Below are 17238 nucleotides of genomic sequence, written 5' to 3' on the forward strand. Positions count from 1 at the left end.
GGGGTCCCACATTCCGCCGTCGGCGCAGTCGAGTTCCGCGTTCCAGATCCGCTCGGCGGCGTGCGCGCGAAGAACGTCGAGGAGCACGAGATCGCACCGGGCGTCCAGAACCAATTCCTGGCGGAGGCGGCATTCCAGGGCCACCGGCGCCGCCGCCAGCCTCGGCGGCCGTACGCGGTCCGACGGCAGCGTTTCCAGGCCGAGGCGGACCGCCTCGCTTACCCCGTAGGGCAGCTCCTCGCCCGTGGCGTGCAGGGCTTCGAGCAGGGTCCCGTCGGCCAGGTGAACCACCGCCTCCCCCGTGTCACGCAGATTTCGGTGCGTGTCCTTCAGCGAGCCGTCGCTCTTCCGGCCGAAGGCGACCGCCAGGGCCGGCGGGTTGAAGATCCCCATGAAGCTCGAGAAGGGAGCCAGATTCGAGGTCCCCTCCCGGCCCTGGGTGAGGATCCAGGCGATGGGCCTCGGGATCACCAGGCTCGAGAGGATCCTGTACACGTCCTTGCGCGACGCCCCATCGAGGTCCCGCGAGATCATCTTTCTCCCCTCCCCGCCGGAGGCCCGCCCGGCGCGACTCGGCTCTTCCCTCAATCCACCGTCAAGGTCTTGCTGAGGTTCCTCGGAAAGTCGGGGTCCACCCCGCGGGCCACGCTGATCCGATAGGCCAGGACCTGCAGGGGGAGCACGGACAGGATGGGCGCGAAGAGGGGCCCGGAAACCGGCAGGGGGAGGAAGTGGCGGACGTTCGCCTTGAGGCGCTCGTCGGGTTCGGCCACGGCCAGGGTCTCCGCCCCGCGGCAGGCACATTCGTTCACCCCGCTGACCATGAGGGGCACGTCCTCGGGCCCCGCCACGAAGAGCACCGGAAAGCCCTCCCGCACCGCCGACAGGGGGCCGTGCTTGAATTCCGTCGAGAGCATTCCCTCGCAGTGGGCGTAGGTGATCTCCTTGAGCTTCAGGGCCCCTTCGAGGGCGATGGCGTAGGTCAGGCCGTAGCCGAGGCAGTACAGGTCGTCCTTGTCGCGGAGCCGCTCCGCGGCCTCCAGGATGAGCGGGTCCGTCTGCTCCAGCGTCCGCTCCAGCAGCGCGGGGAGTTCTGCGAGGGGAGCCGTGTCGTGGCCCCCGGCGACCAGCGCCACGCAGAGGAAGGCGATGACGGTGTTCACGAAGGTCTTGGTGGCCGGCACGCTGATCTCGTACCCGCACGCCAGGGGGAGGTAGCGGTCGCTCACGTTCATGAGGGTGGAGCCGAGGACGTTGACGAGCCCGAGGATCTGCGCTCCCCCGAGGCGGGCCGCCTCCATGGCGTTCAGGACGTCCTTGGTTTCCCCGCTCTGGCTGACGCACAGGACCACGTCCTCCGGACCGACGGTGGAGGCGTACTGGGGAAGGAACTGGGGCGCCAGCACGGGGATGGCCGGCCGCCCCGCGAGGCGCGCGAGATACACGGCCCCCAGCAGGCACGCGTGGTAGCTCGTCCCGCATCCCACCAGGTACAGGTTCCTCGCGGCCTTCACCCGGCGCGCGAAGGGCTTCACGTGGGGAGAATCGGCCAGGAGATGGATCAGGTCGGCCGCCACCTTGGGCTGCTCGTGGATCTCCTTGAGCATGAAGTGCGGAAACCCGCCCTTCTCGGCGGCCTCCATGGACTCGGTGACCTCTTCCGGGAGGCGGTCCACCTCCACCCCATCTTCCACCTGGAAGATCCGGACCCGATCGGCCGAGAGTTCCAGGATCTCCCCGTCCTGGACGCGGACCACGCGCCGCGTGAGCGGGAGAAGGCACGGAAGGTCGGAGCCCGCGCACGTGAAACCCTCTCCGAGCCCCGCCACCAGTCCCGACCCCTTCTTGAGGGCCCAGAGACGGTCTTCCCCCCGGCGCCCCACGAGGAAGGCGTAATCGCCGTGCAGATCGGCGTAAGCGCCGCGGATCGCGTCCACCATGGACAGCCCCTGCCTGAGGTGGCGCTCCACGGCGTGGACGCAGGATTCCCCGTCGTTGGTGGAGCGCACGGTGAGGCCCTCGGCGAGGAAACGCGCCCGAAGCTCCACGTTGTTCACGACGTTGCCGTTGTGGGCGCCCACCATGGAGCCGTCCGAGTCCAGATGAGGCTGGGCGTTGACCTGCGAGGGCGCTCCGAAGGTGGCCCACCGGAGCTGGACCATCCCCCTCCGGCCCCGCATGTCCCCGACGCGGTACCGGTCGGCCACCTCGTCCACCTTCCCGACGTCCTTGCGCAGGTCCACGGGACCTGCGTCGGGAAGCACCGCGAAGCCCACCGAATCGTAGCCCCGATAGGACAGCCTCCGGCCCGCGTCCCTCAGAATCTGACCCAGTTCTTGCTCCTGCTCCGTCACGATTCCGAAAATGCCGCACATGTTTGTTTGGACTCCTCGTCTGCGCGATGGAACGAACCCTGGCCCGGCCATTGACCGGCGTCCTGGTGGACACCCCTCTTCTCTTCTGGACGGGGAGGGCCCTTGCCGGCCCGCTCCCCGGACGGCTCAGGCGAAACCTCACCCCACCCTCGGTGCGCTCCCCCCCTCGGCACGAGGTCACTCCGATCCCCTCTCGGGGGAACCCACGCCTTGGCCCAACTCGCTCTCCTCCCTGATCTCATTGTGGCTGGTCGCGCCCCATCGCGGGAGCGGGGGGAGACACTCCCTTCTTGCCCCGACGGGGCGGTTCATTGTATACCGGGAACCGACCCGGGAGGACATGGGATGGCATCATCGAAGAAGACACCCTCGGCTCGACGCGCGGCGACACCGACTTCCCGCAAGTGGGTGGGAGCCCACGTGAGCACCACGGGAGGCGTCGAGAACGCCCCCCTCAATGCGGCGGCCATCGGCGCCCGGACCTTCGCCCTCTTCGTCAAGAACCAGAGACAGTGGTCCGCCCCACCCCTCACCGGAGAGCAGGCCGAAGCCTTCCGGCGGAACTGCGAGGCCCACGGCTTCGACCTGGACAAGGTCCTCCCCCACGACGGGTACCTGATCAACCTGGGCAATCCCGATCCGGCGGGCCTTTCGCGCTCCCGGGAGGCGTTCCTGGACGAAATGCGGCGCTGCGAACTCCTCGGCCTGAAGCTCCTCAACTTCCATCCCGGAAGCCACTTGAAGCAGATGGCCCCGGCGGACTGCCTGGAGCGCATCGCCGAATCGGTCAACCTGGCCCTGCAGAGAACGCGCGGCGTGTCGGCCGTGTTCGAATGCACCGCCGGCCAGGGCGGCTACATGGGGAGCACCTTCGAGGAGATCGCGGCGCTCCTCGACCGGGTCGAGGACCGGTCGAGGACCGGCGTCTGCCTGGACACCTGCCACCTCTTCGCGGCGGGATACGATTTGAGGAGCCCAGAGGCCTTCGACGCGGTCATGAAGGAGTTCGATCGGACCGTGGGCCTGTCCAACCTTTGCGGATGGCACCTGAACGACTGCAAGGGAAAGCTGGGGAGTCACCTGGACCGCCACGCGCCTATTGGGGACGGCGAGCTGGGGCTCGAGCCCTTCCGCTTTATCATGCGGGACCCTCGCTTTGATGGAATCCCGCTCATTCTGGAGACGCCCGAGCCCGATCGGTGGGAACGGGAAATCGACCTCCTCTACTCCCTCGAGGGTGACTCCGGGCCCGGCGATTCCGGCTAGGTCCCGCCCGTCGGCCGGTCCTCCCGCAGGGGCCCCATCCTCCCTCCTCTCAGAAGCACAGGCTGAGGCCGCACAAGACGGCGTCCCTCGGGCCGGGGCCGCGCAGGGCGCGGCGGTAGCCCAGATCCAGGACCAGGTTCTCCGCGGCCCGCAGGCTCAGGCCCACGAGGGCGAAGGTCGGGTTCTCCCTGAGGTGCCTCTCCGGGTTCTGGCTGCCCTGGACCTCGAGGCACAACTGGACCCTCTCCGAGAGGCGCGCTTCCAGGGCGCCCCCGTAGAAGGCGTAGTCTCGCACGGCCCCGTTCAGGTGATCGCCCTCCCGCGTGAACCCCACCGAGAGGTGCAGGGTGGAACGGCCACGGCTCTTGGAGGCGCCCAGGACGGCCGACAGATCGTTGTCCCCCGTCCCCAGCCCCATGCGCGCGTCCGCCGTGTGGGTCTTCCAGGCAAACCGGAGGGCAAGCCCCGGACGCCCCGTCTCCTCGCGGACCAGTCGGACCTTCGCGCCCAAGACCAGGTCCCCGAATCCACGTTCAGACTCTCCGCGCGGACCTTCGAGGGTCACGAAGGGGACCTCCGCAAAGAGCTCCACGCCGCCTCCGACACCCACCGCCGGGACCACGACCCAGACCCGGTCCCGGCCCTTCTCCTCGGTCTCCCACGTCTCGAATCCCGCCTCCAGGGAAACCTCCCCCTTTTCCGACACGCACGCGTCTTCGGTCACGAACGGCCTGCCCGCCCAGGCCGCGACGGGGACGGCAAGGAGCAGGGGCAGGCAGAGAGCCCGCATGCGCGCGCGCGGCGCCCCCCCTCTCCTCGGCAGCTTGTTCCTAGGCATTCGGCCTCCCTCCTGCATATCTGAGCGTGTGCTCAGATATGCAGTATAGGCATCTCGGGGCCGTTGTCAAGCCGGGGGAAAACCCGGGCGGGAGAGCGTCCGAAAGTCGCCGTGAATGGCCTTCACCGGCCGCGTCCGACCCGAGGCGGGGGGCCCGCGGCCCCGGCTTCCGCCCCTTCCTGGTGGCCACGGCCTTTGATCTACTCCAGGTAGGTGTACCCCTCGAGGCCGTCTTCGAGAAAGCGCTTGATGCGGGCCGACTCCTTGATGGAAATCCTCCGCTTGTCGATGCTCTCCTCCACGGCGGCCCGGATGGCGTTCATCACGTCCCGCTTCTGGTATTGCATGTAGGAGAGGACGTCCCGCACCCGGTCTCCCTCGATGGTCTTGTCGATACGGTACTTGTTGCGTCCCGTCACGGAGACGTGGACCGTGTTGGTGTCCCCGAACAGGTTGTGCAAGTCCCCCAGGGCCTCCTGGTAGGCCCCCACGAGGAAGACGCCGACGTAGTAGGGCTTCCCGGCCTCAAGGGGATGGAGGTCAATCGTGTTCCGCACGTCGTGGAGGTCCACGAACTGGTCCACCTTCCCGTCCGAATCGCAGGTGATGTCCGCGATGGTGGCCTTGCGGGACGGCTTCTCCCTGTGCCGGTGGATCGGGCACATGGGAAAGAGCTGCTTCACCGCCCAGTGGTCGGGGAGGCTCTGGAAGACCGAAAGGTTGCCGTAGTACGTGTCGCTGATGAAGCGGTCGAGGTGCTCGAGCTCGTCGGGGACGTAATCCAGCGTGTGGATGATCTTCGAAATCTTGAAGCAGACGGCCCAGAACAGACGCTCCACGAGCGCCCGGTGCTGGAGGGACATCATCCCGACGTTGAAGAGCGTGAGGGTTTCGTCGCGGATCTGAAGGGCGTCGTGATAGGACTCCTGGAAGTTCTTCACGGAGAGGCCCTTGAGTACCTCCGCCAGGTTTTCCACCCCCTCGGGCACGCCCTCGGGGATTTCGATGGTGAGGTTCTCGTCCATGAGTTCGCTGCTGCCCAGGACGTTGAAGACGAGGACCGAGTGGTAGGCCACCAGGGCCCTCCCGCTCTCCGAGATGATGTGCGGGTGCTGGATGCCCTTCTCGGCGCAGATCTCCGACAGGGCGGAAATCACGTCGCTGGCGTACTCCTCCATGGAGTAGTTGGCGCTGGAGGAGAAGTTCGTCTTGCTCCCGTCGTAGTCCACGGCGAGGCCGCCCCCCACGTCGAAATAGCGGATGGGGACACCGAGGCGCACGAGTTCCGCGAAGATTCGGCTCGACTCCCGCATGGCGTCCTTGATGCTCTGGATCGAAGTGATCTGGGAGCCGAGGTGAAAATGGATGAGCTGGAGCCGGTCCTCCATGCCGAGGGCCTTGAGCTTCTCCACGGCGTCCAGGATCTCCGAGGGGAAAAGCCCGAATTTGGACTTGTCCCCGCCGGAGCTCTCCCACTTTCCCCGCCCCCTCGCGGAGAGTTTGGCGCGCACGCCGATGTACGGTTTGACCCTCAGCCTCCTGGCCCACTTGATCACGAGGTCGAGTTCGGAGGGCTTTTCCACCACGAGAAAGACCCGGCGCCCCATCTTCGTGGCCCAGAGCGCCATTTCCACGTACTCGTCGTCCTTGTACCCGTTGCAGACGATGGGCGCCTTCTCGTTGTCCAGGGAGGCGAGCACGATGAGCAGCTCGGCCTTGGTCCCTGCCTCGAGCCCAAAGTTCCACTCCCGTCCGAACTCCACGATGTCCTCGACCACCTGCCGGTTCTGGTTGACCTTGACGGGATAGACGCCGTGGTAACGCCCCCCGTACTCGTACTCCCGGATGGCCCGATCGAAGGCGCCCTGCAGTTCCTCGATGCGCTTCCTGAGGATGTCCGTGAACCGGATGAGCAGGGGCGGGCTCAGCCCCCGGTCCGTCAGGGCGTCCACAAGCGCCTTGATGTCGAGGGACCGCTGGCGGTTCTTGTCGGGGAGGACGACGACGTTGCCCCGCTCGTTGATCTCGAAAAACCCCTTGCCCCACTCGGGGATGTTGTACAGCTCGCGCGATTCCTCGATGGACCACTTGGGCAGGGCGGTCTGGTCCTTCAGCTTGATCCTCTGCACCATGGCCTCACCTCCACGTCGCGGGGGGGCCCGCGGCGGAGCCTACCGGCGGAACCGCACCGGCTCGGTTGGAAACGGGTTCGTGAGCGCGTGGATCCCGGGACGGGCCCCGGGGGACGTCCGGAAGGTTACTCCAGCCCTTCGTCGTCATCGGAGGCCTTGATCGCGATGTTGTCCCCCCGGAAGTTGTCGAAATCGTCGTCCGGGTCGTCGATCTCGCTGTAGCGGACCTTCTCGTCCAGCCGCCTCCGAATGCCCTTTGGAGCCTTGTCGGATTTCTCCCACTTCCGCTTCTTGGCGGGGGCGTCCGGACCGAAGGTCCGCCCGCCGCCGGTCTTTCCCCGGCGCGCCTCCGCCTCTCCATCCTCGGGCGGCGCCCAGGCGGAGGGCCGCGGACCCATGGGGCGAGGGCCCGGAGGCCGGGGCGAGAAGCCGCCTCCCGGCCTGGAGGGGGGCGGGCCTCCGTCCCTGGGGCGAGGGGGGGCGGAGGCGTCCCGGGCGCGCGCCTCGTTGATGGTCAGGGGCCGGCCCCGAAGAGGCTGATTGTTGAGCCGCCGGACGGCCTCGTCGGCCTGTTCCCGCTCACTGAATTCGATGAACGCGAATCCCCTGAGCCTTCCGGTTTCGCGGTCCGCCGGGAGATAGACGTACGAGAGGGGCCCCACCTGCTCGAAGTGCTGTTTGAGCTCTTCCTCCGTCACGTCGTAGGGAAGGTTTCCGACAAACAACCGGACGGACATCTCTCCTCCTCTTCAGGACAAACCTGGGCGCCCGGCGCCGCGCCGCGACGCATTCACCTCGGGGAGTGTACCAAAACGCGGTCGTACGTCAATCGTCCCCGACCGGCCTCGGTTCTCCCCTTGTCCACCCCGTCGTCTCATGGCCCGGCGATTCTCCGCGCCTCCTCCAACCGGCTCTGCAGGTCGGGCACCAGCGAGGGATCCGCCGCCAGAGCCTCCTCCAGGATCTTCACCGCCTCCGTGGCGGTCCGGCGCCGCTCCTCCCCCGACGCCGCCGAAGCCCGCGCGAGAAGCAGGGCGCCCTTTTCGCCTAGGGCCTGGTGCATTCCCGGATTCAACCGGAGTGCCTTCTCCGCCGCCGCGAGGCCCTTTTGCACCTCCCCGGCGCCGCTCCTCCCCCTTTCGCCGAGCCATTCGGCCCGAATGCGGTGGCCCTGCGCCACGTTCAGAAACGTGTGGGGCGAGGCGGGGTTGGCCTTCAAGGACGCCTCGAAGGCCGCCTCGGCGGCGCGGAAATGGGGTTCCGGGTCCCCCCCCGCCCGCATCCTCCACCGGGCCATGTAGAGATCCACTTCCCCCTGGGCCCGCAGGTATTCGTGGAAGCCGGGGCGGAGCGCCAGGGCCCGGGCCAGGGCTTCGCGGGCCTGTTTGAGCCAGACCTCGGGGCTTTTCCCGGCGCGCATCTCCTGAACGGAGACCGCCAGGCAGCAGGTGTGAAGGTTATAGTGGCCAGCTGGCCGGTTCGGGTTCAATTCGACGGCCTTCTGCAGGTTTTCCCTTCCCTTCAGGAAGGAGGGCATGGGGTCCTCCCCGTGGCCCATTTGCCACTCCCCGCGTTTCAAGTAGGCCGATCCGAGGTTGCTGAAACACTGCGACATGCTCGGATTCAAGGACGCCGCCGCCTCGTAGTTGCGAATCGCCTCATCCAGGGAAGGCCCGGGATCGTGGTCCTGTTCCATTTCGTACATGGCCCGGAACAGGTAGACATTGCCCAGATTGATCAGGTACACGAAAAACGGCCGTGGGGCCAGGGCCCGGCGAAAGGCCTCGGCGGCCCTCCCCAGGCTCACCCGGGGGTCCATGCCCCGCGACATTTCCTGGTCCGCCCTCCTCCAGTGGGTCAAACCGAGCGTGTTCAGGGCATAGGGATCTCCCGGGCTGAGGGTGAGCGAGCGTCCGCAGGCCTCCACGGCCTTGTCCCACAGCGGAAAGGGGTCCTGCCCAGCCCCCGAGGCCCACTCGCCCATCCGGAAGTACGCCAGGGCCAGGTTTCGAGGCGCCTCCGCATCGCTGGCGTCCAGCGACTGGGCGGCAAGGGCCGAGGCGATTCCCCGTTCGAAAACCGGTCCCGCGGGCCCACCCGTGGAGGCCCGGTGCTGGGCGGCCACCAGGTGCGCGCGGGATGCGACGTTGTGGAGCCGTGCATGGTCGGGGTCCGCAACCAGTCCCCGATCGCAGGTCCGAATGGCGGCGACGTAGGCCTCCTCGGGGTCCGACCCGCGGGCGGCGTGGACCTCCATTTCGAGGACCCAGGTCGAGGCGGCCGCGGCGTGAAGCCGGGCATCGCTGTGGCCCGTTTCCGCCCCCCGCAGGTACGCCTCCCGGGCCAGGGCCAGCGCGGCGAGGCAGGCCTCCCAATCCCCCCTGTCCTGGGCGTCCAGGGCCTGCTTCAGGCGGGCGTCTCCCCTCAGGAGGGCCGCTTCGTAGAGCCAGGGAAGGGCCTTCTCCGCCTCGCCGGCCCGTGCGATGGCCTCCTCCGTGCGCCCCTCGTAGAGGGCGAAGAGTCCCTCCAGGTAGGCCGCCGAATCCACTTCCGACGTCCGACCCAGCGCCAGAAACCGGAGCGCCGCATCCCGGAGGCTCCCCTCGATTTCCTTGCGCCGCGCCTCCTTCAGTTCCTTCCCGCCGAGGCGGGCGGTCTGAGCCAGTTCCACCTGGTACAGGGCTCCAAGGACCCGACCCAGGGCGTACGCCGCACCGGGCTCCCGGTATCCGAGCTCCCAGGCGCGCTCGAGGCGGATCCGGGCCTCCTCGTAACGCTCGAGCGCAAGGAGCGCCCGCCCGATGGCGGCGTTTCCCGGGCCTTGGGCCGGAGCCCCCAGCTCGGACATGTCCCGCTCGATCCTCTTGACCTTCTCCAGGACCAGGCTCTTCTCGGGACGCGTGTCGTGAAGGGGGAGGAGGCGGCCGAAGCGGAGCACCGATTCGGCTTGTTCCAGGTCCCGCCCGAAGCGTTGCGCGGCCCGCGCCTGCTCCGCGGCGCGAAGGCGGGCCTGGATCCATAACCCCCCCAGGATGAGGACCGACGCCAGGGCCGCGGCGCTGACCGCCGCCAGAAGGCGGTTCCTCCGGACGATCTTCCACAGCCGGTAGCCCGCTCCCGCTCGACGGGCCTCGATGGGGGATCCGTCGAGAAAGCGCCCGAGGTCCTCCGCGAGGGCCCGCGCCGATTCGTACCTGCGGTTCGGGTCCTTCTCGAGGCAGCGCAGGACGATGGTGTCCAGGTCCCGCGGGATCGACGGACGAAGGGAACGGGGAGCGGGCGGCTCGTCGGCGAGGACCTTCACCATCACGTCGACGGCGGCGTCGCCCTCGAAGGGCAGGCGCCCGCAAAGGAGTTCGAAGAGAGTGGCCCCAAGGCCGTAGACGTCGGTCCTGCGGTCCACGGCGTGCACCTCTCCCCGGACCTGCTCCGGAGCCATGTAGTGGGGCGTGCCCGTGATGGAGCCGGAGACCGAGAGGCTCGGCGCCGCGACCTCCTTGGCCAGACCGAAATCGGTGACGTAGGGGTGCCAGCCATCTTCCGTCTTTTCCACGAGGACGTTGGACGGCTTCAAGTCCCGGTGGATGAGGCCGAGCCGGTGGGCCGCGTGGACCGCTTCCGCCACCCTTCGGAGGAGGAGGACCTTTTCCTCCAAACGCAGCTCCGACGAGGCCCGATCGAGGGTGGGCCCGTCCACGAGCTGAAAGGCGATGTAGGGCCTTCCGTCGAGTTCTCCGGCATCGTAGACCCGGCAGATGTCGGGGTGCTCCACCCGGGCCTGAAGCCGGGCCTCCCGCAACAGCCGTTCCGTCAGCGCGGGATGCTGGATATGGAGGAACTTCAAGGCCACGTTTCTCTGGAGCTGCTGGTCATAGGCCTTGACCACCTCCGCCATCCCCCCGGCGCCCAGGGGTTCGAGGAGCGTGTACCGGGGCCTGGCCTCACCCTGGATCGTGCCCCGCGCGCGGTCCTGGAGTCCCGACTCAAAGGCGGGCCAGGGAGAGGATCCGGGGTCCGAAGCGTCCCGGTCCAGATAGGGGCCCGCCGGAATCCCTCGTGGGGGGGTGGTCGGCCCGGTCCACCGCGCGGTCTCACCCGGATCCTCGAGAACCTCCCGAGTCAGGGACAGGACCTGGCCGATGGTGAGCCGTCCGCTCTGGACGAGCCCTTCCACGAGAGCTTCGGCCTCCCGGCCCGATGCCTCCGCCTGGACGTCGGCACCCAGCCAGCCCCGCGAAAAGGCCTTCTGCAGGATCCGTTCTTCCACACGACCGCGCCGGCGGTCTTCCGTCATGGACGCCCCCCTCTTCGACCTTACGGTAGCACGCCGGGCGGACCTGCCGGAACCAGACGGCCACGCCTGCCGTATACTTGTGCATATCCCCCGACGCGGACCCGGGGCGCCCCGCGTTCCTCCGGGGGAACCGAAAGGAGGCACCCCATGGCCGACCTGAAGTGGAAGCGGTACACGGAAGGCAGCGCCGTGGTCCTGGCCCTGAGCGGCCCCATCAGCATGGGCGGCGGAGACAAGACCCTGCGCGACCTCATTCAGGACCTCCTCGCCGAAGGAAAGTCCCGCATCGTCATCGATCTGGCGGCCGTCCCGGGCATGGACTCCACGGGACTCGGCGAACTCGTGGCGGCCTACACCACGGCGCGCAACCGGGGGTCCGTCTTGAAACTGGCCAACCTCACGCGCAAGGTCAGGGACCTTCTGGTCATCACCAAGCTCACCAGCGTCTTCGAATCCTACGACTCCGTCGCCGAGGCGGCGGGCTCCTTCGAAAAGTGAACGTCTGCGCAGACGTCATGGGGCAGATCATCCACCGTGCCGGCCAGGTCAATCGGGAGGTGGCATTGGGTGGCCCTCCCCCCTACATTCGGGTTGAGATGAGCCGTCCGTAAGCGCGGGCGCCCCTGATCCTTCCGGGGGCGCCTCCGCTTGACGGGTTCCGCGTCTCGCCGCCGGAGAGAGACCATGAACGACCGAAGACGATTCCTGAAGACCACGGCGGGCGCCGCCGCCGCCCTGGCGGCCTCGGCCGCCGCGCCGAGTCTCCTCGCCGCCGCTTCGCCCCATCCGGACCTCGCCGTGGCCCATGGAGGCTCTCCCGAAAAGACGACGCGCGCCGCCGTGGATGCTCTCGGAGGCATGCGGAGGTTCGTCTCCAAGGGCGACATCGTGGTGGTCAAACCCAATATCGGGTGGGACCGAACCCCCGAGCAGGCGGCCAACACGAATCCCCTGGTCGTGGCCACGCTCGTCGCCCTCTGCCTGGAGGCGGGCGCGAAGAAGGTCAAGGTTTTCGACCGCACGTGCAACGACCCGCGCCGCTGTTACGAGCAAAGCGGCATCGCCCCCCTCGCGCGGAGGGCCGGCGCCGAGGTCTCCTTCGTGGACGACCGCCGCTTCAAAGAGGTGACGATCCGCGGCGAGGCCCTCCAGACCTGGCCCCTCTACCAGGACCTTCTGGAGGCGGACAAGGTCATCAACGTCCCCATCGCCAAACACCACGGCCTGTCCGGCCTCACTCTCGGGCTGAAGAACTGGATGGGGATCATGGGCGGCTCCCGGGGGCGGATCCATCAGAACATCCATCCGTCCCTCGTGGACCTCGCCGGAGTGATCAAGCCCTGCCTGACGGTCCTCGACGCGATGCGCGTCCTCACCGCCCACGGACCCCAGGGGGGCAGCCTGGATGACGTGAAGTCCCTCGACACCGTGGCGGCCGGCACGGACGTCGTGGCGGTGGATGCCTTCGGGGCGACGCTCATGGGGCGGGTACCGTCGGAGATCGGCTACATCGCCAACGCGGCGCGCCGCGGCCTGGGCACCATGGACCTATCCAAGGTGTCCATGAAGCGCGTGGACCTCTGATCCCTCGGGGGGCGGTTTGAAGCGCCAAAGAACCGCGAGCGGTACCGTCTGGGCGAGGAGGACCGTCCAGGCCCTCTTCCTGCTCCTGTTCTTCTTCCTCTTCCTGCAGACGGAGCAGAAGGGGGCGGACCAACTCGGCTACCCGGTCAAGCTCTTTCTCGACTTCGATCCCCTCCTCTTCCTCACGGCCCTCCTTTCCTCCCACGCCCTCGTGGGCGCCTTCTGGCTCTCCCTCGCAACTCTTCTCCTGACGGCGCTCCTGGGGCGGGTCTTCTGCGGCTGGATCTGCCCCCTGGGGACGCTGAACCACCTCGTGGGGGCCCTCCGCAAGTGGCCCGCTCGCCCCCGGCTCCGGGGCTGGTTCCACCTCAAGTATCTGATGCTCGTGGGCCTCCTGGCCGCCGCCGCCTTCGGGTTCCAGTGGGTCGGCGTACTGGACCCCCTCTCCCTCACGGTCCGCTCTCTGGCCCTCGGCGTCCATCCGGCCCTCAACGCCGGCCTGAACTCCCTCCTGGACATCCTGTACGCCCCGGACGGGGCGTTCTTCCGGGCCGTCGCCGAAGGCGCCGCCTCGTTCCTCCAGAGGACCGTCCTCGCCTTCCAGCCGCCCCGCTTCGCCCAGGGGGCGCTGATCGGCGCGATCTTCCTCGGCGTCCTCGCGCTGAACCTCGTGGAGCGCCGGTTCTGGTGCCGCTACCTCTGCCCCCTGGGCGCCTTGCTGGGCCTCGTGGGGCGCTGGTCCTTGCTGAAGCGCACCGTGAGCGAGGGGTGCACCTCCTGCGGCCTTTGCGACCACGGGTGCCAGGGAGGGGCCAGCACGGGCGAGGGACAAGGTTGGCGTCCCTCCGAATGCGTCGCCTGTTTCAACTGCGGCGACGCCTGCCCCACCTCCTCTGCATCCTTCGGCCTCTCCGAGAAGCCCGCCCCGGACGGCGCGGACCTTTCCCGACGGCGCATCCTCCTTGCCGCCGCGGCCGGCGCCGCGGCCGTGCCGATCTTGAGAGTGGCCCCTTCCCCCCGCGACGGCCGTCCCCACCCGCTTCTCCTGCGTCCGCCCGGCGCTCTCCCCGAAGAGGCGTTCCTCGAGCGGTGCGTCAAGTGCGGAGAGTGCATGAAGGTCTGCACGACGGGAGGGCTCCAGCCCGCTCTGCTGGAGGCGGGTCTGGAGGGGCTTTGGACGCCGGTCCTCGTCCCGCGCATCGGCTACTGCGAGTACAACTGCACCCTCTGCGGACAGGTCTGCCCCACGGGGGCCATCGAGAAGCTCCCGCGCGACGAGAAGGTCAAGGTGAAAATCGGGCTGGCCGCCGTGGACCGCTCGCGGTGCCTCCCCTGGGCCCACGGCACGCCCTGCATCGTCTGCGAGGAGGTCTGCCCCACCCCCACCAAGGCCGTCTGGTTCGAGGAGACCACCGAGCGAACCCGCGGCGGCGCAGAGATCCACCTCAAGCGCCCGCGGGTGGACCTCGACCTCTGCATCGGGTGCGGCATCTGCGAGGCCAAGTGTCCCGTCCTCGACCGTCCCGCCATCTACGTCACGAGCACCGGCGAGAGCCGGAACCCGGACAACCAGTTGCTGCTTCAGTGACCGAGCCGGAGGCCTTGCCGCCGGGAACGCGAAGAGGGCGGCCCAACGGCGCCGCCCTCTCCTTCGTGTTTCATGGCCCTTCCGGTCTTCTCGCCGGGTCGGCCATCTCTCCTACGGCCACTGCCAGGTGAGGGTCTGGGTGCCGCCGTCGGGATTCTGAAAGACGAATTCCGTGGCGGTGTCCTTCGGGACGGCCGCCTTGAGGGCCGAGCCGCCCTTGAGAACGACCTTGGAGGTGCTCTTCCACGATACGTTCGTCCATTCGCTGCCGTTGATGAAGACGCGGATGCCGTTCTGAAGGTTCGTTCCCGTGGCGATGAACCGGAAGGGATTCGCCTTCTTGGCCATGGCCGTGACGCCGGGCGGAGGAACCACCGCGACGGACCCGGTCCGGATGCAGGTGATTGAACTGCACGACACCGTTAGGGTCCAGGTGTACGTCCCCGCAGTCGTATAGGTGTGAGACGGCGACGCACCCGTCCCATGGACGGATCCGTCCCCGAAGTCCCAGTCGTAGGCGAGGCTCCCCGAGTCGCAGAAGGGGTTGAGCGCCGCCGTGGCCGCGAACGAAACGGGCGATTGAACCGGGGCCTGTCCGGGAACGGTGGCGGTGCAGGAGAGGACGCAGGGCGCAACGGTCACGTTTCCGCGCCTCAGGCACGTCCGTCCACCCTGGATCACCTCCAGGGTCCAGGCATAGTCGCCGGAGGCCACGTAGGCATGATCGGTGATCGGCTCGAGGGAGTGAGGCGACCCGTCCCCGAAGTCCCAGTCGTAGGCGGGCGCGCCCACGCATCCCGCCGCGGCCACACCTCCCTGGAAGGTCAGGCTGGCCCCAGGGGCGCCCGCTCGGGGCACGGTGGCCGTGCATCCTACGGCGCAGTCCTCCTCCACGTAGGCGCTGAATCCATTGCCCACGCCCACGGCCGAGGCGGTCCCCGGTGGCGCCACTTGAACCGGAGTCAGGCGCTGGGCGGTGGTCCCGTCCCCCAGTTTTCCTCCCGTGTTGTCGCCCCAGGCCCAGACGCTCCCGTCGTCTTTCAGGGCCACCGTGTGGGTCCCCGAACAGGCCACGGAGACCACGCCTACACCCACGAGCACCGGGCTCGTCCGCGTGGTCGTCGTACCGTCCCCGATCATCCCCTTGTTGTTGTAGCCCCACCCCCAGAGGGTGCCGTCCTCCAGGACCGCGAAGCTCACCTCCCCCCCCGCGAAGACCGCCGCCGCAGGCCCAGGCAGGCCCGTCACGGGCACGGGTGTGAGGCGGACGGTGGTCGTTCCATCCCCGATTTGCCCCCGGGTGTTCTCCCCCCAGGCCACGACCGAGCCGTCCTCGAGCCGCGCCAGACCATGCGCGCTTCCCGCGGCCAGGTCCTCCGCCGTCGTCACGCCGCTCACCTGGACGGGCGTCGTCGTGGAGGTGGTGGTTCCATCTCCGAGGCGCCCCGAGCCGTTGTTGCCCCACCCCCATACGGTGCCGTCCGATTTTAGAACCAGGGAGAAATCTGCCCCGGAGGCCGCCTGGAGCGCGTCGCTCAACCCGGCCTTCTGAGAGGGAACATAGGAGTAGCCTTGGAGGTACCCCCCCCACCACCAGACCGTTCCGTCGGACCGGATGGCCGTCGTGTGCGAGGTTCCCTCCGACAGGTGGACCACGTTCGTCAGGCTTCCCGCCCGGACGGGCGAGGAGGCCGGGGTCTCGTCGAGGCCCGTTCCCAGCCGGCCGCTCAGGTTGTAGCCCCACCCCCAGGCGGTCCCGTCCTCGGCGAGGGCCGCCGCTTGCTGGTGCCCTCCCGAAACCATGGAGAAAGGCTGGCATCCCGCCACGGGGCCGAAGGTCCACCTCTCGTAGGTCCTACCGTCCCCGAGCTGCCCGGAATCGTTGGCGCCCCAGACCCAGGCGCTCCCGTCGGGTTTCACGGCCCCCACGGTCTTTCCAAAGGCCGCCAGGGAGGAGGCCGTTCCGAGGGCCGACGCCGGCGCCGGAGTGAATCCGGACGTGGTCGTGCCGCGCCCGAGCTGGCCGTACCCGTTGTTTCCCCACCCCCAGGCCGTCCCATCGGCCTCCAGGGCCAAGAAGCAGAGGTAGCCCCCCGCGATGGAGGCGATGGGGGGGAGGCCGGAAACCTGACCGGGCACGTTCCGGGTTGCGATCATTCCCCACGTCCATACCGTTCCGTCGGCCTTGAGGGCCGCGGCGGACAGGTAGGCCGAGGCGATTCCCGTCACCCCCGTCAGACCCGTGACTTGGACGGGCGTGGCGCGGTTCGTCCCCGTCCCATCCCCCAGGGCCCCGTAAACGTTGTACCCCCAGGCCCAGACCGTCCCATCCTGCAAGACGGCGTACGTGGTATACAGGTGGGCCGCCACGGCGAGGGCGGGACCCAGCCCGGCGACGGGGGCGGGGGAGGGCCTTTGGGTGGTCGTGCCGTCCCCCAAGTACCCGTAAGCATTGCCCCCCCACGTCCAGACCGTTCCCGCGCCGTCCAAGGCTACGGTATGGTCGAATCCTGCGCTGACCTGGCGGACGTCCGTGAGGCCCGTCACCTGTACAGGTTCGTAGCGGTGCGTGGTGGTGCCGTCGCCCAGGCAGCCACTGCCGTTGTATCCCCAGGCCCACAGATTGTGATTCGGGTCCAGGGCGAAGGAGCAACAGTTCCCGGCCCGGACCTTTGTGATGCCCGAGAGAAGGTGCACGGCGCCGGGCGTGGGCCGGTACGAGGTAGTACCGTCGCCCAACTGTCCGTATGTGTTATCCCCCCAGGCCCACACCGTGCCATCCTCGAGGAGCGCCAGGGTGTGGGTCTCCCCCGGAGATAAGGCCAGCGCATTCTGGGGCAGGTTCGCCTGCACCGGAAAGGGGGAGCAGACGCGGCTGCCGTCACCCAGTTCCCCCCACAGGCCCCGGCCCGCCGTCTGCACGGGCCCCGCCGCCCACAAAGCCATCCCTGCCAACACCCCAATGCATACCGCTATCAGGATTCTCTCCGTCGCGCGCATGGACCCCTCCCCGAGCCGGGCTGGATGACTTCGTCGCCGATCTTGAAGTTATTATAGGCCTCTCAGGCCAAATTCAAGAGCACGTTCCCGGCAACGCGAGCCATGGAGAGGCCATGGATGTGAAAGAACGAGATCCGCAGGATCCTTGGCGGCGCCAGGGC

General features: G+C 68.4%; 11 protein-coding genes. 4 read left to right on the top strand and 7 right to left on the bottom strand.

Annotated elements, in window-relative coordinates; translation table 11 throughout:
• A partial coding sequence (locus AB1824_08005) for a flavin reductase family protein (protein MEW5764908.1) occupies window positions 1-534 on the bottom strand: 534 nt, incomplete at its 3' end.
• Between the two features lie 50 nt (window positions 535-584).
• Complete coding sequence (gene glmS / locus AB1824_08010; GenBank protein ID MEW5764909.1) at window positions 585-2375, bottom strand: glutamine--fructose-6-phosphate transaminase (isomerizing); 1791 nt, start codon at window positions 2373-2375, stop codon at window positions 585-587.
• Window positions 2376-2720: 345 nt separating this feature from the next.
• Between glmS and nfo the strand changes: the two genes are divergently transcribed.
• The gene (gene nfo / locus AB1824_08015) at window positions 2721-3641 is read left to right on the top strand and encodes a deoxyribonuclease IV (GenBank protein ID MEW5764910.1); all 921 of its coding nucleotides are present in this window, start codon (window positions 2721-2723) and stop codon (window positions 3639-3641) included.
• 49 nt (window positions 3642-3690) lie between these two features.
• Here the strand turns inward: nfo and AB1824_08020 are convergent, their stop codons facing one another.
• The 4 genes from AB1824_08020 to AB1824_08035 all read right to left on the bottom strand — a co-directional run bounded on the left by AB1824_08020 (window position 3691) and on the right by AB1824_08035 (window position 10905).
• Complete coding sequence (locus AB1824_08020; GenBank protein ID MEW5764911.1) at window positions 3691-4479, bottom strand: transporter; 789 nt, start codon at window positions 4477-4479, stop codon at window positions 3691-3693.
• Between the two features lie 200 nt (window positions 4480-4679).
• A complete protein-coding gene (gene speA, locus AB1824_08025; GenBank protein MEW5764912.1) occupies window positions 4680-6611 on the bottom strand; it encodes a biosynthetic arginine decarboxylase in 1932 nt (643 codons plus the stop codon).
• A 125-nt stretch (window positions 6612-6736) separates the two neighbouring features.
• Complete coding sequence (locus AB1824_08030; GenBank protein ID MEW5764913.1) at window positions 6737-7348, bottom strand: RNA-binding protein; 612 nt, start codon at window positions 7346-7348, stop codon at window positions 6737-6739.
• A 137-nt stretch (window positions 7349-7485) separates the two neighbouring features.
• Window positions 7486-10905 carry a protein kinase gene (locus AB1824_08035; protein ID MEW5764914.1) on the bottom strand — a complete coding sequence of 1140 codons (3420 nt, stop codon included), beginning with the start codon at window positions 10903-10905 and terminating at the stop codon, window positions 7486-7488.
• Window positions 10906-11052: 147 nt separating this feature from the next.
• Between AB1824_08035 and AB1824_08040 the strand changes: the two genes are divergently transcribed.
• From AB1824_08040 to AB1824_08050, 3 genes are all read left to right on the top strand, one after another.
• On the top strand, window positions 11053-11403 hold the full coding sequence (locus AB1824_08040; protein ID MEW5764915.1) for an STAS domain-containing protein: 351 nt from the start codon (window positions 11053-11055) through the stop codon (window positions 11401-11403).
• A 186-nt stretch (window positions 11404-11589) separates the two neighbouring features.
• Window positions 11590-12489, top strand: a complete 900-nt coding sequence (locus AB1824_08045; GenBank protein ID MEW5764916.1) for a DUF362 domain-containing protein — start codon at window positions 11590-11592, stop codon at window positions 12487-12489.
• A 16-nt stretch (window positions 12490-12505) separates the two neighbouring features.
• A complete protein-coding gene (locus AB1824_08050; GenBank protein MEW5764917.1) occupies window positions 12506-14077 on the top strand; it encodes a 4Fe-4S binding protein in 1572 nt (523 codons plus the stop codon).
• A 111-nt stretch (window positions 14078-14188) separates the two neighbouring features.
• Here AB1824_08050 and AB1824_08055 read toward each other — a convergent pair whose 3' ends face one another.
• Window positions 14189-17077, bottom strand: coding sequence for a PKD domain-containing protein (locus tag AB1824_08055; protein MEW5764918.1), 2889 nt, complete (start codon window positions 17075-17077; stop codon window positions 14189-14191).
• Window positions 17078-17238 lie beyond the last annotated feature (161 nt).

The sequence above is a fragment of the Acidobacteriota bacterium genome, from assembly GCA_040752915.1.
Taxonomy (GTDB): Bacteria; Acidobacteriota; UBA4820; order UBA4820; family DSQY01; genus JBFLVU01.

Bases quoted from the DNA above. Each gene is read 5' to 3' on its own strand.
- glmS (MEW5764909.1), bottom strand. From the start codon at position 2,375: ATGTGCGGCATTTTCGGAATCGTGACGGAGCAGGAGCAAGAACTGGGT.
- nfo (MEW5764910.1), top strand. From the start codon at position 2,721: ATGGCATCATCGAAGAAGACACCCTCGGCTCGACGCGCGGCGACACCG.
- AB1824_08020 (MEW5764911.1), bottom strand. From the start codon at position 4,479: ATGCCTAGGAACAAGCTGCCGAGGAGAGGGGGGGCGCCGCGCGCGCGC.
- speA (MEW5764912.1), bottom strand. From the start codon at position 6,611: ATGGTGCAGAGGATCAAGCTGAAGGACCAGACCGCCCTGCCCAAGTGG.
- AB1824_08030 (MEW5764913.1), bottom strand. From the start codon at position 7,348: ATGTCCGTCCGGTTGTTTGTCGGAAACCTTCCCTACGACGTGACGGAG.
- AB1824_08035 (MEW5764914.1), bottom strand. From the start codon at position 10,905: ATGACGGAAGACCGCCGGCGCGGTCGTGTGGAAGAACGGATCCTGCAG.
- AB1824_08040 (MEW5764915.1), top strand. From the start codon at position 11,053: ATGGCCGACCTGAAGTGGAAGCGGTACACGGAAGGCAGCGCCGTGGTC.
- AB1824_08045 (MEW5764916.1), top strand. From the start codon at position 11,590: ATGAACGACCGAAGACGATTCCTGAAGACCACGGCGGGCGCCGCCGCC.
- AB1824_08055 (MEW5764918.1), bottom strand. From the start codon at position 17,077: ATGCGCGCGACGGAGAGAATCCTGATAGCGGTATGCATTGGGGTGTTG.